Annotated in this window: 20 protein-coding genes and 1 pseudogene; 8 read left to right on the top strand and 13 right to left on the bottom strand. The window is 57.6% G+C overall.

What is annotated here, in order from left to right:
• Positions 1–124: 124 nt before the first annotated feature.
• The 5 genes from leuS (at position 125) to PSES9_RS0112060 (ending at position 6,275) form a co-directional block, all read left to right on the top strand.
• The gene (gene leuS / locus PSES9_RS0112085) at positions 125–2,731 is read left to right on the top strand and encodes a leucine--tRNA ligase (protein ID WP_010487255.1); all 2,607 of its coding nucleotides are present in this window, start codon (positions 125–127) and stop codon (positions 2,729–2,731) included.
• Between the two features lie 57 nt (positions 2,732–2,788).
• Positions 2,789–3,397, top strand: coding sequence for an LPS-assembly lipoprotein LptE (locus tag PSES9_RS0112080; protein WP_010487254.1), 609 nt, complete (start codon positions 2,789–2,791; stop codon positions 3,395–3,397).
• Between the two features lie 189 nt (positions 3,398–3,586).
• A complete protein-coding gene (gene holA / locus PSES9_RS0112075) occupies positions 3,587–4,624 on the top strand; it encodes a DNA polymerase III subunit delta (protein WP_010487253.1) in 1,038 nt (345 codons plus the stop codon).
• A gap of 124 nt (positions 4,625–4,748) precedes the next feature.
• Positions 4,749–4,907, top strand: a complete 159-nt coding sequence (gene arfA, locus PSES9_RS0112065) for an alternative ribosome rescue factor ArfA (protein WP_010487252.1) — start codon at positions 4,749–4,751, stop codon at positions 4,905–4,907.
• Between the two features lie 72 nt (positions 4,908–4,979).
• Positions 4,980–6,275 (top strand): lytic murein transglycosylase, encoded by a 1,296-nt coding sequence (locus PSES9_RS0112060; RefSeq protein WP_010487251.1) that lies wholly within the window; start codon positions 4,980–4,982, stop codon positions 6,273–6,275.
• A gap of 106 nt (positions 6,276–6,381) precedes the next feature.
• Here the strand turns inward: PSES9_RS0112060 and lipA are convergent, their stop codons facing one another.
• From lipA to PSES9_RS23460, 12 genes and pseudogenes are all read right to left on the bottom strand, one after another.
• On the bottom strand, positions 6,382–7,353 hold the full coding sequence (gene lipA, locus PSES9_RS0112055; protein WP_010487250.1) for a lipoyl synthase: 972 nt from the start codon (positions 7,351–7,353) through the stop codon (positions 6,382–6,384).
• Positions 7,353–8,000, bottom strand: a complete 648-nt coding sequence (gene lipB / locus PSES9_RS0112050) for a lipoyl(octanoyl) transferase LipB (RefSeq protein ID WP_010487249.1) — start codon at positions 7,998–8,000, stop codon at positions 7,353–7,355. Before lipB ends, lipA begins: the two co-directional genes overlap by 1 nt.
• Positions 8,000–8,281, bottom strand: a complete 282-nt coding sequence (locus PSES9_RS0112045; RefSeq protein WP_010487248.1) for a DUF493 domain-containing protein — start codon at positions 8,279–8,281, stop codon at positions 8,000–8,002. The genes lipB and PSES9_RS0112045 overlap by 1 nt, the downstream gene beginning before the upstream one ends.
• 120 nt (positions 8,282–8,401) lie before the next feature.
• Positions 8,402–9,562, bottom strand: a complete 1,161-nt coding sequence (locus PSES9_RS0112040; RefSeq protein WP_010487247.1) for a D-alanyl-D-alanine carboxypeptidase family protein — start codon at positions 9,560–9,562, stop codon at positions 8,402–8,404.
• Positions 9,563–9,683: 121 nt separating this feature from the next.
• Positions 9,684–10,685 (bottom strand): septal ring lytic transglycosylase RlpA family protein, encoded by a 1,002-nt coding sequence (locus tag PSES9_RS0112035; RefSeq protein ID WP_010487246.1) that lies wholly within the window; start codon positions 10,683–10,685, stop codon positions 9,684–9,686.
• On the bottom strand, positions 10,685–11,695 hold the full coding sequence (gene mltB, locus PSES9_RS0112030) for a lytic murein transglycosylase B (RefSeq protein WP_010487245.1): 1,011 nt from the start codon (positions 11,693–11,695) through the stop codon (positions 10,685–10,687). Before mltB ends, PSES9_RS0112035 begins: the two co-directional genes overlap by 1 nt.
• A gap of 17 nt (positions 11,696–11,712) precedes the next feature.
• Positions 11,713–12,816: a rod shape-determining protein RodA gene (rodA, locus tag PSES9_RS0112025; RefSeq protein WP_177313045.1), complete on the bottom strand. Its 1,104-nt coding sequence runs from the start codon at positions 12,814–12,816 to the stop codon at positions 11,713–11,715.
• 38 nt (positions 12,817–12,854) lie between these two features.
• Positions 12,855–14,744 (bottom strand): penicillin-binding protein 2, encoded by a 1,890-nt coding sequence (gene mrdA, locus PSES9_RS0112020; RefSeq protein WP_010487241.1) that lies wholly within the window; start codon positions 14,742–14,744, stop codon positions 12,855–12,857.
• An 11-nt stretch (positions 14,745–14,755) separates the two neighbouring features.
• On the bottom strand, positions 14,756–15,223 hold the full coding sequence (gene rlmH / locus PSES9_RS0112015) for a 23S rRNA (pseudouridine(1915)-N(3))-methyltransferase RlmH (protein WP_010487239.1): 468 nt from the start codon (positions 15,221–15,223) through the stop codon (positions 14,756–14,758).
• A gap of 12 nt (positions 15,224–15,235) precedes the next feature.
• Complete coding sequence (gene rsfS / locus PSES9_RS0112010) at positions 15,236–15,607, bottom strand: ribosome silencing factor (protein ID WP_029529522.1); 372 nt, start codon at positions 15,605–15,607, stop codon at positions 15,236–15,238.
• A gap of 147 nt (positions 15,608–15,754) precedes the next feature.
• The gene (gene nadD, locus PSES9_RS0112005; RefSeq protein WP_010487234.1) at positions 15,755–16,399 is read right to left on the bottom strand and encodes a nicotinate-nucleotide adenylyltransferase; all 645 of its coding nucleotides are present in this window, start codon (positions 16,397–16,399) and stop codon (positions 15,755–15,757) included.
• Positions 16,392–17,660, bottom strand: a pseudogene (locus tag PSES9_RS23460) (glutamate-5-semialdehyde dehydrogenase). Before PSES9_RS23460 ends, nadD begins: the two are co-directional and overlap by 8 nt.
• A 343-nt stretch (positions 17,661–18,003) precedes the next feature.
• On the opposite strand from PSES9_RS23460, the gene PSES9_RS0111995 reads away from it, so the two are divergent.
• Positions 18,004–19,290: an alpha/beta fold hydrolase gene (locus PSES9_RS0111995; protein WP_010487230.1), complete on the top strand. Its 1,287-nt coding sequence runs from the start codon at positions 18,004–18,006 to the stop codon at positions 19,288–19,290.
• On the opposite strand, the gene PSES9_RS0111990 is transcribed toward PSES9_RS0111995, so the two are convergent.
• Entirely contained in the window at positions 19,223–20,071 is an 849-nt protein-coding gene (locus PSES9_RS0111990) for a class I SAM-dependent methyltransferase (protein WP_029529520.1), read from the bottom strand. The two genes, PSES9_RS0111995 and PSES9_RS0111990, sit on opposite strands and share 68 nt — an antisense overlap.
• 63 nt (positions 20,072–20,134) lie before the next feature.
• Between PSES9_RS0111990 and PSES9_RS0111985 the strand changes: the two genes are divergently transcribed.
• Positions 20,135–20,842 carry a DNA-3-methyladenine glycosylase gene (locus PSES9_RS0111985; RefSeq protein ID WP_010487226.1) on the top strand — a complete coding sequence of 236 codons (708 nt, stop codon included), beginning with the start codon at positions 20,135–20,137 and terminating at the stop codon, positions 20,840–20,842.
• Positions 20,839–22,155: a bifunctional DedA family/phosphatase PAP2 family protein gene (locus PSES9_RS0111980; RefSeq protein WP_010487224.1), complete on the top strand. Its 1,317-nt coding sequence runs from the start codon at positions 20,839–20,841 to the stop codon at positions 22,153–22,155. The genes PSES9_RS0111985 and PSES9_RS0111980 overlap by 4 nt, the downstream gene beginning before the upstream one ends.
• The last annotated feature ends 13 nt before the right edge of the window (positions 22,156–22,168 follow it).

The raw sequence follows: 22,168 nt of genomic DNA, 5'->3' as shown, positions 1-22,168 counted from the left end.
GCGACAAACGGTGAGCAACTGCCTGATGGATGGCCAGATAATGAAATCAGGGTTTCCCACTGCTGCCGGGGGTCATGTATGCTACGGCGTTTCCCGAAAGCCTCTATTCCTAGCGCAAGTAGCCATGCACGAACAGTATCAGCCACGCGAAATCGAAGCCGCCGCGCAATCCCAGTGGGATGCGCAAAAATCCTTTGTAGTGAGTGAACAACCAGGCAAGGAAACATTCTATTGCCTGTCGATGTTCCCCTACCCGAGCGGCAAGCTGCACATGGGTCACGTGCGCAACTACACCATCGGTGATGTGATTGCCCGCTATCAACGCATGCAGGGCAAGAACGTATTGCAGCCGATGGGCTGGGATGCCTTTGGCATGCCGGCGGAAAACGCCGCCATGAAGAACAAGGTTGCGCCCGCCAAGTGGACCTACGAAAACATCGATTACATGAAGACCCAACTGAAAAGCCTGGGCCTGGCAATCGACTGGACACGCGAAGTCACTACCTGCAAGCCTGACTATTACCGTTGGGAGCAGTGGCTGTTCACCCGCCTGTTTGAAAAAGGCGTGATCTACCGTAAAAACGGCAGTGTTAACTGGGACCCGGTCGACCAGACCGTTCTGGCTAACGAGCAGGTTATCGACGGCCGCGGCTGGCGCAGTGGCGCGCTGATCGAAAAGCGCGAAATCCCGATGTACTACTTCAAGATCACCGCATATGCGGAAGAGCTCTTGAGCAGCCTGGATGAACTCGATGGCTGGCCTGAACAGGTCAAGACCATGCAGCGCAACTGGATCGGCAAGTCGCGCGGCATGGAAGTCTGCTTCCCTTATGACGTTGCCAGCATTGGTAGCAGCGGCGAACTGAAAGTATTCACTACCCGTCCGGATACCCTGATGGGCGCCACTTACGTCGCGGTGGCGGCCGAGCACCCGCTGGCCACGCAAGCAGCGCAAGGTAACACTGAGCTGCAGGCATTTATCGACGAATGCAAGCGTGGCGGCGTCGCTGAAGCGGACATCGCCACTCAGGAAAAGAAAGGCCTGCCAACGAACTTGTTCGTTGAACACCCGCTAACGGGCGAGAAACTCCCGGTCTGGGTCGCCAACTACGTGCTGATGCATTACGGCGACGGCGCAGTCATGGCCGTGCCGGCACACGATGAGCGCGACTTCGAGTTCGCCAGAAAGTACGACCTGCCAATCAAGGCCGTAGTGCGTACCAGCGCAGGCGATGCAACGCCTGCGCCCTGGCAGGAAGCCTATGGCGAGCACGGCGAGCTGATCAACTCCGGCGAGTTTGACGGCCTCGACTTCCCTGGCGCCTTCGACGCGATCGAAGTCGCCCTGCAGAATAAAAACCTGGGTAAATCTCGCACGCAGTTCCGTCTGCGCGACTGGGGCATCAGCCGCCAGCGTTATTGGGGCTGCCCGATTCCTATCGTGCATTGCGACAGCTGTGGCGATGTACCTGTTCCGGAAGACCAGCTGCCGGTCGTATTGCCGGAAGACGTAGTCCCGGATGGCGCAGGCTCACCGCTGGCGCGCATGCCTGAATTCTACGAATGCAGCTGCCCGAAATGCGGCGCACCGGCCAAGCGCGAAACAGACACCATGGACACCTTTGTCGAATCGTCCTGGTACTTCGCCCGCTACGCCTCGCCCAACTACACCGGCGGCATGGTTGATCCAGCCGCTGCCGATCACTGGCTGCCGGTTGATCAATACATTGGCGGCATCGAACACGCGATCCTGCACTTGCTGTATGCACGCTTCTTCCACAAGTTGATGCGTGACGAAGGCCTGCTGAACTCAAACGAGCCGTTCAAGAAACTGCTGACCCAAGCCTTGGTGGTGGCTGATACCTACTACCGCATTGCTGAAAACGGCGCCAAGGACTGGTTCAACCCGGCCGACGTCGAAATCGAGCACGACAGCAAGGGCAAGGTGATCGCGGCAAAACTCAAGGCTGATGGCCTGCCAGTGGAGATTGGCGGCACCGAGAAGATGTCGAAGTCAAAAAACAACGGCGTCGACCCGCAAGCCATGATCGACCAGTACGGCGCCGATACCTGCCGCTTGTTCATGATGTTTGCCTCGCCGCCCGACATGAGCCTTGAGTGGTCCGACTCTGGCGTTGAAGGCGCCAGCCGCTTTATGCGCCGAGTCTGGCGCCTGGCCCAGGCCCACGTCAGCGCCGGCTTGCCGGATGCCAAGCAACCGGCTGAACTGAACGACGCCCAGAAAGAAGTACGCCGCGCCATTCACCTGGCAATCAAGCAAGCCAGCCAGGATATTGGCCAGCATCACAAGTTCAACACCGCAATCGCCGCCGTGATGACCTTGATGAACGTACTTGAAAAAGCCGCACAGACCACAGACCAGGACCGTGCCCTGATGCAGGAAGGCCTGGAAACCGTGGTGCTGCTGCTGGCGCCCATCACGCCGCACATCAGTCACGAAATCTGGCAGCAACTGGGCCATGAGACCGCGGCCATTGATGCCAGCTGGCCGCAGTTGGACGAGTCGGCACTGGTACAAGACAACCTGACGCTGGTGATTCAAGTCAACGGCAAGCTGCGCGGACAAGTTGAAATGCCTGCCAGCGCCAGCCGCGAAGAGGTGGAAGCCGCTGCCCGGGTTAACGAAAACGTGCTGCGCTTCACCGAAGGCATGACCATCCGCAAAGTGATCGTAGTGCCGGGTAAACTGGTCAACATAGTCGCTAATTGATTAGAGCCCGGCGCCGGGCAATGCACCGCGCCGGGACGCTCGCCAAGGGGATACAAGATGATCAAACGGAATCTGCTACTAATCGGCCTGACCGCCCTACTCAGTGCTTGCGGCTTTCAGCTGCGCGGCACCGGCGATGTGCAATTCACCCTGACTGAACTCAACGTGACCGCACGTAACGCCTACGGTGAAACAGTCAAGCAAGTCACCGAAACCCTTGAGAACAACAAGGTCAAGGTCAATGCGGGCGCGCCTTACACATTGGCACTGGTCAATGAGCAGGAAACCCAACGTAGCGCTAGCTACACCAGTTCAGCACAAACTGCAGAAAACGAGCTGACTACCCGTCTCGACTACGAAATCCGGGGCGGCAGCAAGAATCTGCTGTTGCTGAACAATCAGCTTGAAGTACGCAGCATCCAAACCCGCGACGGCAACAACATCGTGGGCTCCGACGAAGAGATGGCCCAGTTGCGCCAGGAAATGCGCCGCGACCTGATCAATCAGCTCATGTTGCGCCTGCAACTGATCACTCCGGCACAGCTTGATGCATTGCTGCAAACCGCAGAAGCCAAGGCCCAGGCCGAAGCAGATGCAGAAGAAGCCGCGCGCCAGCGCCAAGCCGCTGAACCGCAGCAGTCGCCAATGGAAATACCCGCACAGTAAAGCCTTGGGTGGACGTCGTTTATTCGTCCACCCTTTTAGTTAGGCTGCCAAAGGTGCGACCTGAACATTTGCCGTCCAGCCCTTGCGCCACTGGCATTCAATATATGGCTGCACTGTGGTGGACAGGCCTTGCCCACCACGCCCGGCGGATCTGGCTAAACCCGCCACTTTCTAGAGGCCACGGCGCAGATGAAACTGAACCCCGCACAACTTGGCAAACACCTACAGGGGGCACTCGCAGCCGTTTACGTCGTCAGCGGCGACGAGCCGCTGCTCTGCCAGGAAGCGTGCGACGCGATACGCGCAGCCTGCCGCGCCCAGGGTTTCAGCGAACGCCAGGTGTTCAACGCCGAAGCCAACTTCGATTGGGGCAATTTACTCCAGGCCAGCGCCAGCCTCTCGCTATTTGCCGACAAGCGCCTGCTTGAGTTGCGCATTCCCGGTGGCAAGCCAAGCGACAAGGGCGTAGCCCTGCTTGAATACCTTGCACGCCCCGCGGAAGACACAGTCCTGCTGGTAAGCCTGCCCAAACTCGACGGCAGTACGCAAAAGAGCAAATGGGCCAAGGCCCTGATCGAAGGTCCAAACACCCAGTTCTTGCAGATCTGGCCGGTGGATGCCAACCAGCTCGGCCAATGGATTCGCCAGCGCATGGCCCAGTCTGGCCTGAGCGCAACCCAGGAGGCAGTCGAGATGATTGCGGTGCGGGTCGAAGGCAACTTGCTTGCCGCGGCGCAAGAGATCGAAAAGCTCAAGTTACTCGCCGAGGGTAATCAGGTTGATGTCGACACCGTTCAGACTGCCGTGGCCGACAGCGCCCGCTTTGGTGTCTTTGGCCTGATCGACGCTGCACTCAATGGCGAGGCCGAGCACGCCCTGCGCATGCTTGAAGGCCTGCGCGGCGAAGGAGTGGAACCGCCGGTGATCCTCTGGGCATTGGCCCGCGAGATACGTTTGCTGGCGACCATTGCCCAGCAATACGGCCAAGGCATGCCACTCGACAAAGCCTTCAGCTCTGCTCGCCCACCGGTCTGGGATAAACGCAGGCCCCTGGTCAGCAAGGCCCTGCAACGCCACTCAGCCCTGCGCTGGGCCAAACTGCTGGAGGACGCGCAGGCCATTGATGCACAGATCAAGGGCCAGGCCCCTGGTGATGCCTGGAGCACGCTGAACATGCTGACCCTGAGCATATGCGGAAAACGCCTGAGCATCAGCAACGCCCTATAACCCAGGCACCAACAAACGCCGTTTGGCACTTACCTGCCCGACCACGCCAATCTGGACTTTATTCCACAGCCGGCCCATCATTTGCGCCGCAGCACTGCTGTAAACACGCAATGTGGAGAAAGCCATGAGCAAATCAGGTCAAAAACGACCGAATAAAGCCAAGTCAATCGTTGCCCAGCCGCTATTTCGCAGCCAGCAACAAAAGCCACAGAAAGGTAAAGGTAGTTACCGTCGCCAAGCCTCCCAGCAAAACTGGGAGGCTTGTTCGTTCATGGCTGCCTGAAACCACCGTTTCAGTCTGCATACAGCCTCATCCATGTTATGGTAGGTCACTGGGAAACGTGCTGAGACCACCATGCCAAACCTGCTTTTCCGTGGCCTGAGCCACACCTCTATTACCCTCTCCTTTGTACTTCTGAGTGCCTGCTCTGAAGCACCTGCTCAATCAATGAGCGGGACACCAACAGCCGCGCCAATAACCCAACCCGCGCCCACGCCTGAAGTGGCGCAAACAGCCCAGCCGGCACTAAGTTTCGCCGAATGGCGCATGCTGCTGCGTAGCGATGCAATCGCCGCAGGGATAAGCGAAACACTGTTTGACCGAGCGTTTGCAGGCGTGACTCCAAACCCCGATGTTCTACGCCTGGACAACAGCCAACCCGAGTTCACTCGCCCGGTCTGGGAATACCTGGACGGCGCGGTGTCGCCAGCCCGCGTCAAACAGGGCAAGACCCTGATGCTGCAAGAACGCCAGGCCCTGGACCGTATCGAGCAGCGCTATGGGGTCAATCGCGAAACCCTGGTCGCCATCTGGGGCATGGAGAGCAACTTTGGCGGCAACATTGGCAGCTACAATGTCGTGCGCTCACTGGCAACGCTCGCTTACGAGGGACGGCGCCAGGCCTTTTGGCGCAGTCAACTGTTGGCCGTGCTGCAAATTCTCCAGCATGGTGATACCGACCCCGAACATCTGGTCGGCTCCTGGGCTGGTGCGATGGGACAAACCCAGTTCATGCCAACCACCTACAACGAGCACGCCGTGGACTTTGACGGTGACGGCAAGCGTGACGTCTGGCGCTCATCAACCGACGCCCTGGCCTCTGCGGCCCAATACCTGAACGTATCCGGCTGGCAAATGAACCAACCCTGGGGGTTTGAAGTACGCCTGCCAGCAGGCTTCGACTATGCCCTGGCCGACCCGGAAGTGCGCCGCACCCTGAGCCAATGGCAAGCGCTAGGCGTCAAGCCGGTCAACAGCAGCGCCGCGTCAGTGCCATCCGAGTCGATGGCTACCCTATTGCTGCCAGCAGGTCACAAGGGCCCGGCCTTCTTGCTGATGAACAATTTCCGCAGCATTCTGCGCTACAACAACTCCACCTCTTATGCACTGGCCATAGGCTTGCTCAGCGACAGCCTGCGTGGCGCCGCAGGCGTTCAGGCCAGATGGCCGGTTGGCGAGCGCCAGCTTGGCCGCCAGGAGCGTATTGAGCTACAGCAGCTGCTGGCACAGAAAGGCTTCGAGCCAGGCAAGGCCGATGGCATCATTGGCGCCAATACTCGCAAGGCCGTGCGCGCGTTCCAGCAACAGCAGCAACAGCCCGCCGATGGCTATCCAAGCATCGAGTTGCTGCAGCAATTGCGCGACCACTGATCCCGACAAACAAATCCAAGCAACCAAAAAGGCGACCCCAGGGTCGCCTTTTCAATGTGCGTATGGCTTAGAGCGGCTCAAAGCCGCCCTGAGGCCTCAAACCCGCTTAAGCCTTGGCGCCATGAGCCTGCTGGTCCGCGTGGTAGGAGGAACGTACCAACGGGCCGGATGCCACGTTCTTGAAGCCCATCTTCAGGCCTTCTTCGGCAAACCAGGCAAAGACGTCCGGGTGCACAAAGCGCTGCACTGGCAAGTGGTTGCGCGAGGGCTGCAGGTATTGACCCAGGGTCAGCATATCCACGTCATGCTCGCGCATGCGCTTCATCACCTCGATGACTTCTTCATCGGTTTCACCCAAGCCCAGCATCAAGCCTGACTTGGTAGGAACCCCCGGCACCAGCTGCTTGAACTTTTGCAGCAGGTCCAAAGACCACTCGAAGTCGGAACCAGGACGCGCAGCCTTGTACAGGCGCGGTACAGTCTCGAGGTTGTGGTTGAACACATCAGGCGGCTCGTTGGCCGTAATCGCCAGGGCAACATCCATGCGACCACGGTAGTCAGGTACCAGGGTTTCCAATTGCACATTCGGTGACAACTTGCGGATTTCACGCAGGCAATCAACGAAGTGCTGGGCGCCGCCGTCACGCAGGTCATCACGGTCAACCGAAGTGATCACCACGTACTTCAGCTTCAAGTCGGCAATAGCCACGGCGAGGTTGGTTGGCTCGTCGGTATCCAGTGGCTTTGGACGCCCGTGGCCAACGTCGCAGAACGGGCAGCGACGGGTACAGATATCCCCCATGATCATGAAGGTTGCAGTACCGCCAGAGAAGCACTCGCCCAGGTTCGGGCAGGACGCTTCTTCGCACACGCTATGCAGCTTGTGCTTGCGCAGCAGTTGCTTGATACGATCGACCTCTGGCGAAACCGGAATTCGGACACGAATCCAGTCAGGCTTTTTAGGCAACTCGTCAGTCGGGATAATTTTTACCGGGATGCGCGCCATCTTCTCTGCGCCACGCAGCTTGACGCCTACTTCAACCTTGGCCGGTTTGCCGGCTGTTTCCACAGTGCTCATCAGTCAATTCCGCCCGCAAGGGTCTTCTGTTCAGCGTAGTCGAGGTGTTTGACGAGCTGGTCACGCAGCCGGGCACGAACCTCGGAAAATTCTATTGGTGTCTCAACCAGGTCAGCCAGTTGAGTCATTGCCATTCCCGCATAGCCACAGGGGTTGATACGCTGGAACGGCGACAGGTCCATGTCGGTATTAAGGGCCAGTCCATGGAATGAGCGGCCATTGCGAATACGCAGGCCGAGCGAAGCAATTTTTGCGTCTCCCACATAGACACCCGGGGCATCGCTCTTGGTGTATGCAGTGACGCCGTAGCTGGCCAGCAGGTCCAGCAAGCTCTGCTCCATGCGGGTCACCAAATCACGAACACCGAGCTTGGAGCGACGAACATCGAGCATCAGGTAGGCAATCAATTGGCCCGGGCCGTGATAGGTCACCTGACCGCCACGATCCACCTGCACCACCGGAATATCGCCCGGCAGCAGTACATGCTCGGCTTTACCGGCTTGTCCCTGGGTAAATACAGGGGGGTGCTCAAGCAGCCAGATTTCGTCAGTGGTTTCAGGGCCACGGCTGTCAGTAAACCGCTGCATGGCATGCCAGGTCGGCTCATAGGCCACCTGCCCCAACTCACGAAAGCCGATCAGGCTCATCACAACACCATGTGGACGCGGCCAGTTGCTCGCAAATCAACATGAATGGCTTGCAGTTGCTCGACACCCGTCGCAGTGATCAGCACTTGTACAGACAGGTAGCGCCCATTACTGCTGTCCCGCGTGACCAATGTTCCAGGGTCCAGCTCGGGAGCATGGCGCTGAATCACATCAATCACCAGATCAGCGAAGCCTTCGCCCGCATCGCCAATCACTTTGATTGGGTAGCGCTCGCAAGGAAACTCGATTTTTGGTGCTTTTACATCGTCAGTATCAGTCATGGCATCAGCGGGCTTTTGGCCCGTCCATATGTGTTACGCCCCGGATAGGGGCGCATTAGACGCCTCCGAACACCTGAACCGCAAACAGGGCAAGGGTATTTAGAGGCGCTAAGCAAGTTATCAGCTGAACAAGCCGTAGAAGAATAAGCGAATGCTATCCCACACGCGGCGGAAGAAGCCACCCTCTTCGACAGGCTCAAGTGCAATCAGGTCGGTGCTTTGCACCACTTTATCACCCAGTTTGACTTCAACTTTACCGACAACGTCACCTTGCTTGATCGGTGCAATCAGTTGCGGCGTCATGGTCATGCTGGCTTGCAACTTGTCCACCTGGCCTCTTGGCAAGGTCAAGGTCAAGTCTTCTGCCAGGCCGGCCTTGACCTGGTGATCAGCGCCTTTCCACACTGCAGTTTGCGCAAGCTCCGCACCTTTCTTGTAGAAAGTACGGGTTTCGAAGAAGCGGAAACCATAGGTCAGCAGCTTCTGCGTTTCAGCGGCACGCGCCTGTTCGCTATTGGTGCCGAATACCACGGCGATCAGGCGCATGCCATCACGCACTGCAGATGCCACCAGGCAATACCCGGCTTCATCGGTGTGGCCGGTTTTCAGGCCGTCAACAGTCTTGTCGCGCCACAGCAGCAGATTGCGGTTTGGCTGCTTGATGTTATTCCAGAGAAATTCTTTCTGCGAATAAATTGCGTAGTGGGACGGGTCGATATAAATGATGTCACGGGCCAGCTTGGCCATGTCGTGCGCCGAGGAGTAATGGTCTGGATGCGGCAAGCCAGTTGCATTCATGAAGTGGCTGTTGGTCAGCCCCAGCTCTTTGGCGGTGTTATTCATCATGTCGGCAAATGCATCTTCACTGCCGGCAATGTGCTCGGCAACGGCAACACTGGCATCATTGCCCGACTGGATGATGATGCCGTGCAGCAGGTCGCTCAGCGACACCTGGGTATTAACCTTGACGAACATACGCGAGCCGCCTGTGCGCCAGGCGTGCTCGCTGATGGTGACCATATCGCTTTCGCTGATCTGCCCCTTCTTGATCTCCAGGGTTGCGATATAGGCGGTCATCAGCTTGGTCAGGCTCGCAGGCGGCAGACGCTGGTCACCTTCATTCTCAACCAGTACCTGACCTGTTGCTGCATCCATCAGCACATAGGATTTAGCCGCCAGCTGGGGTGGCGCAGGTGTATCCATTTGCTGGGCAAATGCGACTGGCGCAGCAATTAGCAAAAGTGACAATGAAACGCGTTGCGCAAAGCTGGTGATATTCATCCGTCTCTCGAAGTAGCTGATGGTGGAACAAGCCCGAATGGGCAAATTATGAATGACCGTCGCAACACTTGGGTGCCGCGACAGCTTGCTGCCTGCTTACTGGCTGACTGGAGCCGCCAATTCAGTTGGCCTTGACCACAGTGGGTTTACCCAGGTTGGCCAGACGCACACTTTCCTGCAATTGCTCAGCCTCGCCCTGATTGCTGATCGGACCGACGCGAACGCGATGCAGGGTCCGCTGGTTCTGCACCACTGAGCTGATGAACACCGGGGCAGTGACTGTCCCGCTCAGCTTGTCCTTGAGAAGCTCCGCAGCGTCCGGATTGGCGAAGGCTCCCACTTGGAGATACAGGCCAGAGGCTGCGAGTGAATCGTTTTTTTTTGAGTCGACCTGAACTGGCAATACGGGCGCAGCATGCTGGCTTACGGGCGGTACATACTGCTCGATCGGCTCGGCCATGGCCTGCATTTGCGTTTTTGCTGGCGCAACTGACTTGGGTTCGGCCAAGACCATTGGCGCAGTCTTGCCCTGTTTTGCCCACCATTGTTTAGGATCGATGCCTTCCACCTTGACGCGGGCCGTGCCTTTCTCGGCATATCCCAGCTTTTTCGCAGCGGCAAAGGACAGGTCGATAATCCGGTCGGAGTAGAACGGGCCCCGGTCATTGACCCGCAGAATGGCGGTCTTGCCATTTTCCAGGTTAGTCACCTTGACATAGCTTGGCAGCGGCAAGGTCTTGTGCGCGGCCGTCATGCCATAGAGATCGTAGGTCTCGCCGTTGGCAGTGGCCTGCCCATGGAATTTTGTGCCATACCAGGTTGCCAGGCCCGTGGCACGGTAAGAACTGCCGTCCTGGATGGGGAAATACTTGGTGCCCAATACGGTATAAGGGCTGGCCTTGTAAGGCCCCGTGTGCGGTGTCGGCACTGCGTCGCGAATCAGCGATACATCGACATCCCACCAAGGCGCGCCGTCCCGATGCGGGCGCGCAAAATTACCAGGGCCACTAATGCCTGTGGGCTGCGTGGCGACTGGCTTGACCACGGGCTGTTTAGACGAGCAACTTGCCAGCGCCAAGGTGATAGCGCCAAGCGTAATGAGTCTGAGTGGCAGGCTCGACATCAATGGGTTCCCCGTGCTTCGACTATCAATTGGGCCAGTTGAGTGACCGCCATCGCGTACATGCTGCTGCGGTTGTAGCGCGTGATCACGTAAAAGTTGGGTAAGCCTAACCAATACTCGTCGCCATCGACACCCTCAAGACGAAAAGCCGTTACAGGCATCTCGCCATCAAGCTTATCGGTGGTAGTCCAGCCAAGCTCTTTTAGCTGATTGATATTTTTCACCGGATCAAGGCCTTCGGTCAAACCTTGATCAACCTTATCCCCGGAAACACTGGCGCGACTGACCGTCGGCTCGCCCGGCAACCAGCCATGACGCTTGAAATAGCTGGCAACGCTGCCGATCGCATCATCCGGGTCGCTCCAGATATTGATATGACCATCACCATCAAAGTCCACGGCATAGGCGCGGAAGCTGCTCGGCATAAATTGTGGCAGCCCCATCGCGCCTGCATACGAGCCTTTAAGGGTAATTGGATCGACCTGCTCCTCGCGCGACAACATCAGGAACTCACGCAATTCCTTGCGGAAAAATGGCGCACGCGGCGGGTAGTCGAACGCCAGCGTCGACAATGCATCCAGAACCCGGTAACTGCCCGTATTGCCGCCGTAGAAGGTTTCCACGCCGATGATTGCAACTATGTACTGGGCCGGAACGCCGTATTCTTTCTCGGCACGCGCCAAGGCGGCCTCATGCTGACGCCAAAAATCGACGCCGCGGGCAATACGCGAATCGGTGATGAAGATCGGGCGATAGTCCTTCCATGGCTTGACGCGCTCAGCAGGCCGCGAAATAGCGTTGATAATCGACTGCTTGCGCTCAACTTCACCGAACAAGCTGACTAGCTGCTCCTCGGCAAAACCGTAGTCACGGGTCATTTCGGTGATAAATGAAGCGACTTCAGGTGATTGCGAATAATCACCTGCGCCCGCTTGCTGAACCCAGCCGAGCGCAGTGGCAAGTCCTAACCAGTGTGCTTGTCGTACGGCCCAGCCACGCAGTATTTGCATTGAATTCCTAACCCCAATTAAACCTGAGCGATCCACTTACGGTGTGTGTGAATCGACATCAAAACCCCAAACCCTGACAACAACGTGATCAGCGAAGTTCCGCCATAGCTAATGAATGGCAGGGGAACCCCAACGACAGGCAGAAAACCACTGACCATGCCGATATTGACGAACACGTAGACGAAAAACGTCATCGTGAGCGACCCGGCCATGAGCTTACCGAACAGCGTCTGTGCTTGCACGGTTATCACCAGCCCACGACTGATCAACAACAGATACACGAACAGCAATATACATACGCCAACCAGACCAAACTCTTCAGCCAGGACCGCAATGATAAAGTCCGTGTGGCTTTCCGGTAGAAAGTCCAGGTGCGACTGGGTGCCCAACAACCAACCCTTGCCCAACACGCCCCCGGAACCAATTGCAGCCTTGGACTGGATAATATTCCAGCCACTGCCCAGCGGATCGGTCTCGGGGCTGAGAAAGGTCAACACCCGTTGCTTCTGGTACTGGTGCAGGACAAAAAACCACATGCCCACCGCAACAGGAACCAGGGCCGCTGCCGCGCCGATGATCCAGCGCCACTGCAAACCCGCCATGAACAAGACAAAGGCACCGGAAGTGATCACCAACAGCGCCGTACCCAGATCTGGCTGCACAAGGATAAGGCTCACGGGCACGCCAATCAGCGCCAGACTCACGACAATATGTTTCAAGCGCGGCGGCAGGGTCCGTTTCGAGAGGTACCAGGCAATGGTGGCCGGCATGATGATCTTCATGAACTCCGACGGCTGGAAGCGAATCACCCCCGGAATATTGATCCAGCGCGTCGCCCCCATTGCGTTGTGCCCCATGACATCGACGGCCACCAGCAGCGCAACACCGCCGACGTAAGCCAGCGGCACCCAGCGCGCCATGAATCGCGGCTCAAACTGGGCAATGATGATCATGCCAACCAGGCCAATGCCGAAGGAGCTGGCCTGTTTCATCAGCAGGTCGACATCTTTGCCACTTGCCGAATACAAGACAAACAGGCTACCTGCGGCCAAGGTCAGCAGCAGTAGCAATAAGATACCGTCGATATGCAAACGCTGGAGCAGGCTTGCCCTGCGACGCATCACATCTTCGTTGGACAGGGTACGGTCAAAGCTATTGCTCATTGTTCCTGCGCCTGTTCATTAGCAGGTGGAGCATACTCGGGCTTGAGCACGCCGTTTTCATCCAGCAACCAGGCATCCATGACCGCCTTAAGCACTGGCGCTGCAACGCCCGATCCCGACTCTCCATTCTCAACCAGCACCGAGACGGCAATCTCAGGGTTTTCAGCCGGCGCAAAGCCAACGAACAAGGCATGGTCGCGGTGGCGTTCACGAACCTTGCTGCGGTCATAACGCTCGCCTTGCTTGATCGCTACAACCTGGGCAGTACCACTTTTACCGGCAATTCGATAAGCCGCCGAGTTGCCCACCTTGCGCGCAGTACCACGGGCGCCATGCATCACCATTTCCATGCCGTTTCGTGCGTAATCCCAGTATTTTGGATCTTTCAACACGATGTCCGGTACAGGATTCTCGTCCACCGGCTTTACCCCGCCGATGGTCTTGGCCAGGTGCGGACGAATCCATTTGCCGTGGTTAGCCACCAAGGTCGTGGCCTGCGCCAGCTGCAGCGGAGTGGTCTGCATGTAGCCCTGACCAATACCGAGAATCAAGGTTTCCCCCGGATACCAGGCCTGGCGGTAACGCCCACGTTTCCACTCGCGCGATGGCATCAGCCCCGCAGTTTCCTCGAACATATCCAGGGAAACACGTTGGCCAAGACCAAACTTGGTCATGTAGTCATGCATGCGATCAATGCCCAACTTATGCGCCAAATCATAGAAATAGGTGTCATTGGAACGCATCAACGCAGTCTCGAGGTTGACCGATCCATCCCCATAGCGGTTCCAGTTGCGATATTTATGCGTGTTGTTAGGCAACTGGTAAAACCCCGGGTCAAACACTCTGGAGCTCGGCGTGATAACCCCGGCATCAAGACCGGCAATCGCCATCATGGGCTTGACCGTGGAACCTGGCGGATACAGGCCGCGCAAGACCCGGTTGAACAGGGGCTGGTCAATAGAGTCGCGCAATTCGGCGTAGGCCTTGAAGCTGATGCCGGTGACAAAGGGATTCGGGTCGAAACTCGGCTGGCTGACCATGGCCAACACTTCCCCAGTCTTGACCTGAATCGCAACAATCGCCCCGCGACGGCCACCTAGCGCCTTTTCGGCAGCCTCCTGAAGCTTGGTATCTATGGTCAGGACCAGGTCCTTACCCGGTTGCGGATCGGTACGATTAAACACTCGCAAGACACGACCACGAGCGTTGGTCTCGACCTCTTCGTAACCCACCTTGCCATGCAGCTGCGATTCATAAAAGCGCTCCACACCGGTTTTACCTATGTGGTGAGAACCGCTGTACTCAACAGGGTCGAGTTTTTTCAGTTCCGCTTCGTTGATACGCCCGACATAGCCCACCGAGTGAGCAAAGTGCTCGCCAAGCGGGTAATGCCGGACCAACTGCGCGGTCACTTCAACGCCTGGCAGGCGGAACTGATTGATCGCGACCTTGGCGATTTGCTCTTCGCTCAGTTCAAACAACACCGGCACCGGCTCAAAGGGTCTACGCCCCTGGCGCACGCGTTTCTCGAACAACTGGCGATCTTCTTCGGGCAGCCCCAGCACTTCGACGATAACATCCAGCACCTTCTCCCAGTCGCCGGCCCGCTCACGGGTCAGCGTTAAACTGAAACTTGGCCTGTTATCAGCGACGATCACTCCATTTCGATCATAGATAAGCCCACGATTCGGCGGAATAGGCTGAACATGAACGCGATTGTTCTCAGACAGTGTCGAGTGGTACTCGTATTGCACCACCTGCAGATAATAAAGGCGGCTGACCAACACCCCAATCAATAGGAAAACCACAATGGCGCCGACAATCGCGCGCCCACGAATCAGTCGTGCGTCTTTTTCGTGGTCTTTTAGGCGAATCGGCTGCGGCATCGGGACTGTGGCTACTTATGGTAGGGATGGCCGGACAACACTGTCCAGGCGCGATAAACCTGCTCGCCGATGAGGATGCGAACCAGCGGATGCGGCAAGGTCAGTGGCGACAACGACCAGCGTTGCTCGCTACGCGCCTGAACTTCAGGCGCAAGCCCTTCGGGGCCACCGACCATCAGATTGACTGTTCGCGAATCAAGCCGCCATTTATCCAGCTCGACGGCCAACTGCTCGGTGCTCCATGGCCGTCCTTCGACCTCCAGGGTCACAATCCGTTCACCGGGCTGAACCTTGGCCAGCATGGCTTCGCCTTCCTGGCGAATCATACGGGCAACATCGGCATTTTTGCTTCGCGTTGTCAGCGGGATCTCAATGAGCTCCAGCGCCAGCTCAGAAGGCATGCGCTTGGCATACTCCTGCCAGCCATCCTCGACCCAGCGCGGCATTTTTGATCCGACGGCAATCAATTTGATACGCACAGCCAGGCGTCCTTACTCTGCTTCAGAACCTTGCTCTGGCGCGTGCTGTGCACGGCTCTGCTCGGCGCCCTGCCACAGGCGCTCGAGGTCATAGAACTGGCGCGTGGTCGGCAGCATGACATGGACCACGATATCGCCAAGGTCAAGCAGCGCCCACTCGCCGGTATCCAGGCCTTCGCTGCCGATTGGACGAACACCCTGCTCCTTTACTTTCTCCAGAACATTGTCGACCAGTGACTTGACGTGACGGCTGGAGGTACCGCTGGCGATCACCATGAAGTCGGTGATGCTGGTCTTTTCGCGCACATCAATGGTGGTGATGTCCTGGGCCTTGATGTCTTCCAGAGCCGCGATGGCCAGTTTGACCAGGTCTTCGCTCGGCATGATTTGATTCTTCATAGGTAACTCGTTGCCTCATATGTCAGAACTTGCAGACGCGTATTGCTAAACTCACTATCGATCGACGCCCCGCATCATCAGTCGATGATTGCCTGGCTGTTTCAATCTCGCATAGCCTTTGTCTGCAGGCTCTCAGTTCGCTGCACGGTACAGCCCGTGCGCTTGGATGTAAGTCAGTACCTTATCTGGCACCAAGTAACGTACCGATTTTCCGTCGAGCAACAGCCCGCGAATTTGCGTGGCAGACACCGCCATCGGCGTTTGCCACACAAAGGAAATCTGCCCACATGCACCGGTCATCGCATGTGGATCGCTGACACTGCGCGCCGCTAACAAATCGCGCAGTGCCTCTGGGGCTTCGCTGTCAGCATCGGGACGCTGCAATACCAGGATATGGCAATGCAGCAATAATTCATCCCAACGGTGCCAGCTTGGCAACCCGCAAAAGGCATCCCAGCCCAGTAACAAATACAGCTGATCATCCGCTGCCAACTCAGCCCGCAGCGATTCCAGGGTATCGATGCTATAGGACGGCTTATCGCGCTTGAGTTCGCGATCATCAACCACCAGCGGTGCAACACCAGCCACCGCACACTCGACCATTGCCAGACGGTCATGGGCCGAAACCAGCGGCGTATCCCTGTGCGGCGGCCGCGCGCTGGGTATCAGGCGCAGCTGATCAAGGGCCATAAACTCGGCGACTTCTACCGCGCCGCGCAAATGCCCAATGTGCACCGGGTCAAAGGTGCCGCCAAATAGGCCAATGCGTTTAGGCATTCTGCCCGCGCAACTGGCCGTCACCGACCACCACGTACTTCTCGCACGTCAGGCCTTCAAGCCCCACCGGGCCGCGAGCATGCAGCTTATCGGTCGAGATGCCAATCTCCGCGCCAAGGCCATACTCAAAGCCATCGGCGAAACAGGTTGGTGTATTGAGCATCACTGAACTGGAGTCGACCTCAGCCATGAAGCGCCGGGCATGGCCCTGATGTTCAGTCACGATCGAGTCGGTGTGGTGCGAGCCCTAGTGGTTGATATGCTCGATAGCCTGCTCAAGATCATCAACGATACGAATCGACAAAAGCGCCGCCAGATACTCGGTAGCCCAATCCTCCTCAGTCGCAGGATTGGCCGCAATCAGGTTGCGCGTGCGCTCGCAGCCACGTAACTCGACACCTTTCTCGGCGAACTGTGCCGCCATCGCCGGCAGGAAATCGGCCGCGACCGACTGATGGACCAGCAGGGTTTCCATTGCACCGCAAATCCCATAACGATAGGTTTTGGCATTGAAGGCAATCTTCTGCGCTTTTGCCAATTCAGCCAGTGCATCTACGTAGACGTGACAAATGCCGTCAAGGTGCTTGATCACCGGTACGCGCGCATCGCGGCTTACCCGCTCGATCAGCCCCTTGCCGCCACGCGGCACGATCACATCAACAAACTCGGGCATGGTAATCAACGCGCCGACCGCTGCGCGGTCAGTGGTTTCAACCACTTGCACCACGGCAGCAGGCAGATCGGCTGCGGCCAAGCCACGCTGGATGCATGCTGCAACCGCCCGATTGGAGTGAATGGCCTCAGAGCCGCCACGCAAGATAGTCGCGTTGCCGGATTTCAGGCACAGGCTCGCGGCATCAATGGTCACATTTTGCCGCGACTCGTAAATGATGCCCACCACGCCAAGCGGCACGCGCATCTTGCCAACCTGAATACCCGACGGACGGTAGCTTAAATCCCGAATGGCACCGATCGGATCGGGCAATGTCGCCACTTGGCGCAGGCCTTCGATCATTGCATCGATACGCGCAGGCGTCAGCGCCAGGCGATCGAGCATCGCCGGTTCCAGGCCATTTTCACGACCTGCGGCGAGGTCTTTGGCGTTGGCTTCGGTCAATTCGGCGCGCGCACAATCCAGCGCCGACGCGGCGGCCAGCAAGGCGCGGTTCTTCTGGGCGGTGCTGGCACGCGCAATCACGCGCGAAGCCTCACGGGCAGCACGGCCCAAGCGGGTCATATAGTCGAGCACGGACTCAGTCATGGTCTCGGTAGCCAGGCAACAAGGAAAGCGGCTGATTATAGCGAGCGCAAGCCCTCACGCACAGCGGTGCCTGGCAGATGGCGAACAGCTTGTTACGGTTTTTCCACAGTAACAACTGCAGCAGCCGTTATTTCGCCAATAAAAGCGCCCTGCTGGACAGACAGGTCTAAGGATAGGTAACCAAAAGAAATGCACCTGTCTATTTTCAAAACTACCTACACAGAAAAACACTTACCCCGTGCCATCACCCAGCTGTATCCGCCTGGCAACCCATTAGCGACCACGCCAAGGCGCTAAATACCGAGAATAAAGACAGGCGGACCACCGTCGGAGCAATTGAGCCATGCGCTATAGAACCGACTACAACCCGACGCAATTGAATAACAGCCCCCAGACGCTGATGATCGGTCCCTGGCGCCTGCAGTACCTCGCATACGCCACCAATAGCCATGATTCGCGCCAGCCCGTGCTGTTCATAGGCGGCGCTTTCCAGAGCTTTCGCTCTTTCAGTCACGAAGTCGGCGAATTGCTGGCCGACCATCCCGTGATCCTGCTCGACCTGCCCGGCCAGGGCGGCAACCTGCAGCCCGCCGGCGAGTTGAGCCTGGAAGATCTGGCTGACCTGATTGCAGGCTTTATCAGCGAATTGAATCTACCCGCCGTCATGCCAATAGGGCTTTCGTATGGTTCTGCACTCGCAGCATTGTTTGCCTGTCGCCACCCAGGTAGATGTTACCGCTTGCTGCTTTCTGGCGTTGCCGCATTCGGTAGGCCTGGCGCACGACTATTACTGGAGGAAAGCCTCCACATACTTGAGCAAGGCGATATCAAGCTCTTTGCACAAGGCGTCGTCAGCGGCCTGATCAACCCCTTGCGCATTGAAGAAACAGGAATATCCCCGACCTTTCAAAAAGCCTTGCTGCGTCAGTTGCAACGCTTGTCCGGCTCGGAAATCCAGCGCTACCAACAAAACAGCCGGCGCCTGCTCGACTTCCAAGGGTTTGACGCACACCCCAAGTGCCCAACGCTCATAATCGCTGGCGAATATGACCACTTCACCCAGCCCTGGGAGCATGCGCATTTTGCCGCGGCCTGTGCGGATGCAGAATTTGCAATCATCAACAACGCCGATCACCTTGCACAACTGGAACGTCGCCCAAGCTGCAGCCAGCTTTACCTGCCATTCCTGCAAGGCAGAACGCTGCCCATGCAGTGTGCGGGCGTCCGGCGCATCAAGAGTCATTCACTATTGCAACTCGAACGTCGCCAGGAAGCACGTACCCCACCGCCACAAGCTCAAGCTCGCCTGCGCAGTATCGATGGTCGCGAATGGCATGCGGAAATTGTTGAGCTGGGCTTCTTCGGCGGACTGCTGCGCACTGAATACACCCAGCAATTGCCTGTTCGTGGCTGGCAGCTGTTACTCCAGGAACTTGAGCCACAAGGTATTCTGCTGGTTCACCAGTCTACGCAGGGGGCAGCGTTTATCTTCACCCACGCCGACGCGCGAGCCAGCCAGGCACTGGCCCACTACATCCGGCGCGCCTACGCCTATCAGGGGCTTACATATGGGCGTGAACGACTCTCACCAAGCCAGGCCCTTTCGCGATTGGCAGGCCCAAATCTGTAGCGCGCAGGCTGGGATCAATAACCTCGACAGCAGCAAAGCCACAGGCCTTGAAACCTGAACTAATTGCCTCGGCATCGGCGTAGTGCAGGTAATACTCGCCGCGGGTCAGTTTCCCCACCAAATCAACACCCCAACGAATTTGTTGGTAACGCGGATGCGCCTGCAACTCCGGATACAAGTCGGTGATATAGCTTGCCGCACTGAAAGCGCTTAGCTCACCAGCTAGGCGCGTCCAAAACAACTCGATCTGTTTTCGCGGGAAATAGTTGACCAACCCTTCGGTAATCACCAAGACAGGCTCATCGCGATCTAGCTGGGCAAAAGCACTGGCGAGGCTATTGACGCCATGCTGGGCAAACACATCGACAGCGGTAACCTGATGCCTGTCGCCAAGCCAGCCGTTCCTGGCCAGCAACTGGCGCTTGCGCTCAGCCATATCCGGCAAATCGGCTTCCATGTAGCGAAGTTGCGGATAACGCTGAGTGAAACGCCGCCCCCGAGGCGAAAGCCCGCAGGCGATTTCAACCACCTGGCGAACCCCATGATTTTCAATAGCGCAGTGCAGGCATGCATCAATTTGCAGATGACGCAGCAGCAACATGTTTTCAAGATCCAGGTCAAAAAAACGCCTGCTCGCCCACATCACCGGCCTTAGAACAGAGTGGGAGAAACGGCCAAAGGTGCTGATAAATGCAGCATCAGACAAGCCGCGCCGGTACCATACGTACGCAGTGAAATGCGCACTCGGGCTTATGTGGCTGTGAAGAACGCGTTCAGACATGCTTAAGGCTCGTCTTGTTATTATCCAAGCAGCCTATGCCCTACGACCAAGCAGCGACAGCCCATGCCTGACAAACCCGCCTTAAGTACAGCAAGCCAGCCATTGAACGATGTTTTTTTCAATCGCGACGCATGTGTACTGGCCCGCGATCTTCTCGGCAAAGTCATTCGCCACCGCCAGGGAGCCCTTTGGCTTTCGGCACGAATTATCGAGACAGAAGCTTATTACTGTGCTGAAAAAGGCAGCCACGCATCGCTTGGCTATACAGAAAAACGTCGCGCCCTGTTTCTCGATGGTGGGCATATCTACATGTATTACGCGCGCGGTGGAGACTCCCTTAATTTCAGCGCACAGGGCCCGGGCAATGCGGTTTTGATCAAGTCCGGCTTCGCCTGGCTCGACGAATGCTCTGGCGCTCCAAGCCTTGAACGCATGCAAAGGAACAACCCGGACAGCCAGGGCCAACCGCGCGCGCGGGAAAAGCTCTGTTCAGGACAAACCCTGCTATGTAAATCGCTCGGTTTGAAAGTGCCCGAGTGGGATGCACAGCGTTTCGACCCGGAGCGGCTCTTTTTCGAGGACATTGGCGAGTCCCCCCAACAGATTATTCAAACCACCCGCCTTGGCATTCCACATGGTCGCGATGAACAACTGCCCTATCGGTTTGTTGATGCAGACTATGCACAATACTGCACGCGCAACCCTTTGCGGCGCGGGCAGCTTGAAGGCCATGATTTTTATAGACTCGATCGCCAGGACGCACACAGATGAACCAATGGATTGATCCCTTGACTGGCTGGTTGTCCAGCAACCCGCAGTGGCTGGCCGCTGCAGTATTCCTGATCGCGCTGACCGAGTGCCTGGCAATCGTGGGCTTGATAGTGCCCGGCACATTTTTACTCTTTGCCGTGGCGGCCATGGCAGGCAGCGGCGTCCTGAGTCTCGGTGAAACCTTGTTATTGGCCTATGCCGGCGGACTGCTGGGCGATGCGCTGTCCTACGCACTGGGGCATTTTTTCCACAAAGACATCCGCCGCCTGCCTGGCTTGCGGCAGCGTGAACACTGGCTCGAATACGCTGAAAACTACTTCCAGCGCTACGGTATTGCCAGCCTGCTAGTGGGGCGTTTTATCGGCCCCCTGCGACCGATGCTGCCGATGGTCGCAGGAATGCTGAACATGCCGCTGCCACGATTTATCCTGGTCAGTCTGCTCGCCGCAGCCGGCTGGTCAGTCGCCTATTTGCTACCCGGCTGGGCGACCGGCGCGGCACTGCGCTTGCCTTTGCCTCCAGGTTTCTGGACTGAAGCCGCCATAGTCGCCGCGGGTGTTGGGCTTTTTGTGCTGATCGCCGCGCAAAGCAACCTGCGCGACCAGCGCCACGCCGGACTCATAACCGCCTGCTCAGGACTGATAGCACTCATTGCCATGATGATTGGCTGGCCCCATCTGGACGAGCTGGACAACGGCTTGATGACCCTGATCCAGGAACAACGCGGTAGCCATGCCGACATGCTGGCGCAAAGCATCACCCACCTGGGCGACTTCACCACACAGTTCGCGGCCGCAGCGTTGCTATGCCTGTTGTTAGTCGCGGCCAAGCAGTGGCGCTCGGCATTATTTAGCGCCATGACCCTGCTGGGCACAGCCCTTAGCAATACCGTGCTGAAGCTGACCTTTGCTCGCCAGCGGCCTGAGGTACTGGCCGAGCCACTGAGCAGCTTCAGCTTCCCCAGCGGGCACAGTTCGGCGGCCTTTGCTTTTTTCCTGGTGCTTGGCGTTCTCGCCGGACGTGGGCAGCCAGCACGATTGCGCCTGACCTGGTCGATCGTCAGTTGCCTGCCAGCACTGATGATCGCCTGCTCACGGGTGTACCTCGGCGCACACTGGCCGACCGACATCATTGGAGGCGCGCTGTTGGCGAGCACATTGTGTGCAGCCAGCCTGGCAATCAGTCAAATCAAACACCCACTCACCCCGCTATCGATGAAAGCCTGGTGGCTGATCGTGCCAGCTTGCACAGCGTTGTTGGCTGGCATCTCGATTTGGCAGCTATCAATCAATACCCTGCAATATCGCTATTAAGCAGACATGGACA

The sequence above is a fragment of the Pseudomonas sp. S9 genome, assembly GCF_000222125.1.
Lineage (GTDB): Bacteria > Pseudomonadota > Gammaproteobacteria > Pseudomonadales > Pseudomonadaceae > Aquipseudomonas > Aquipseudomonas segetis.
This window is presented reverse-complemented; position numbering and strand designations above follow the sequence as displayed.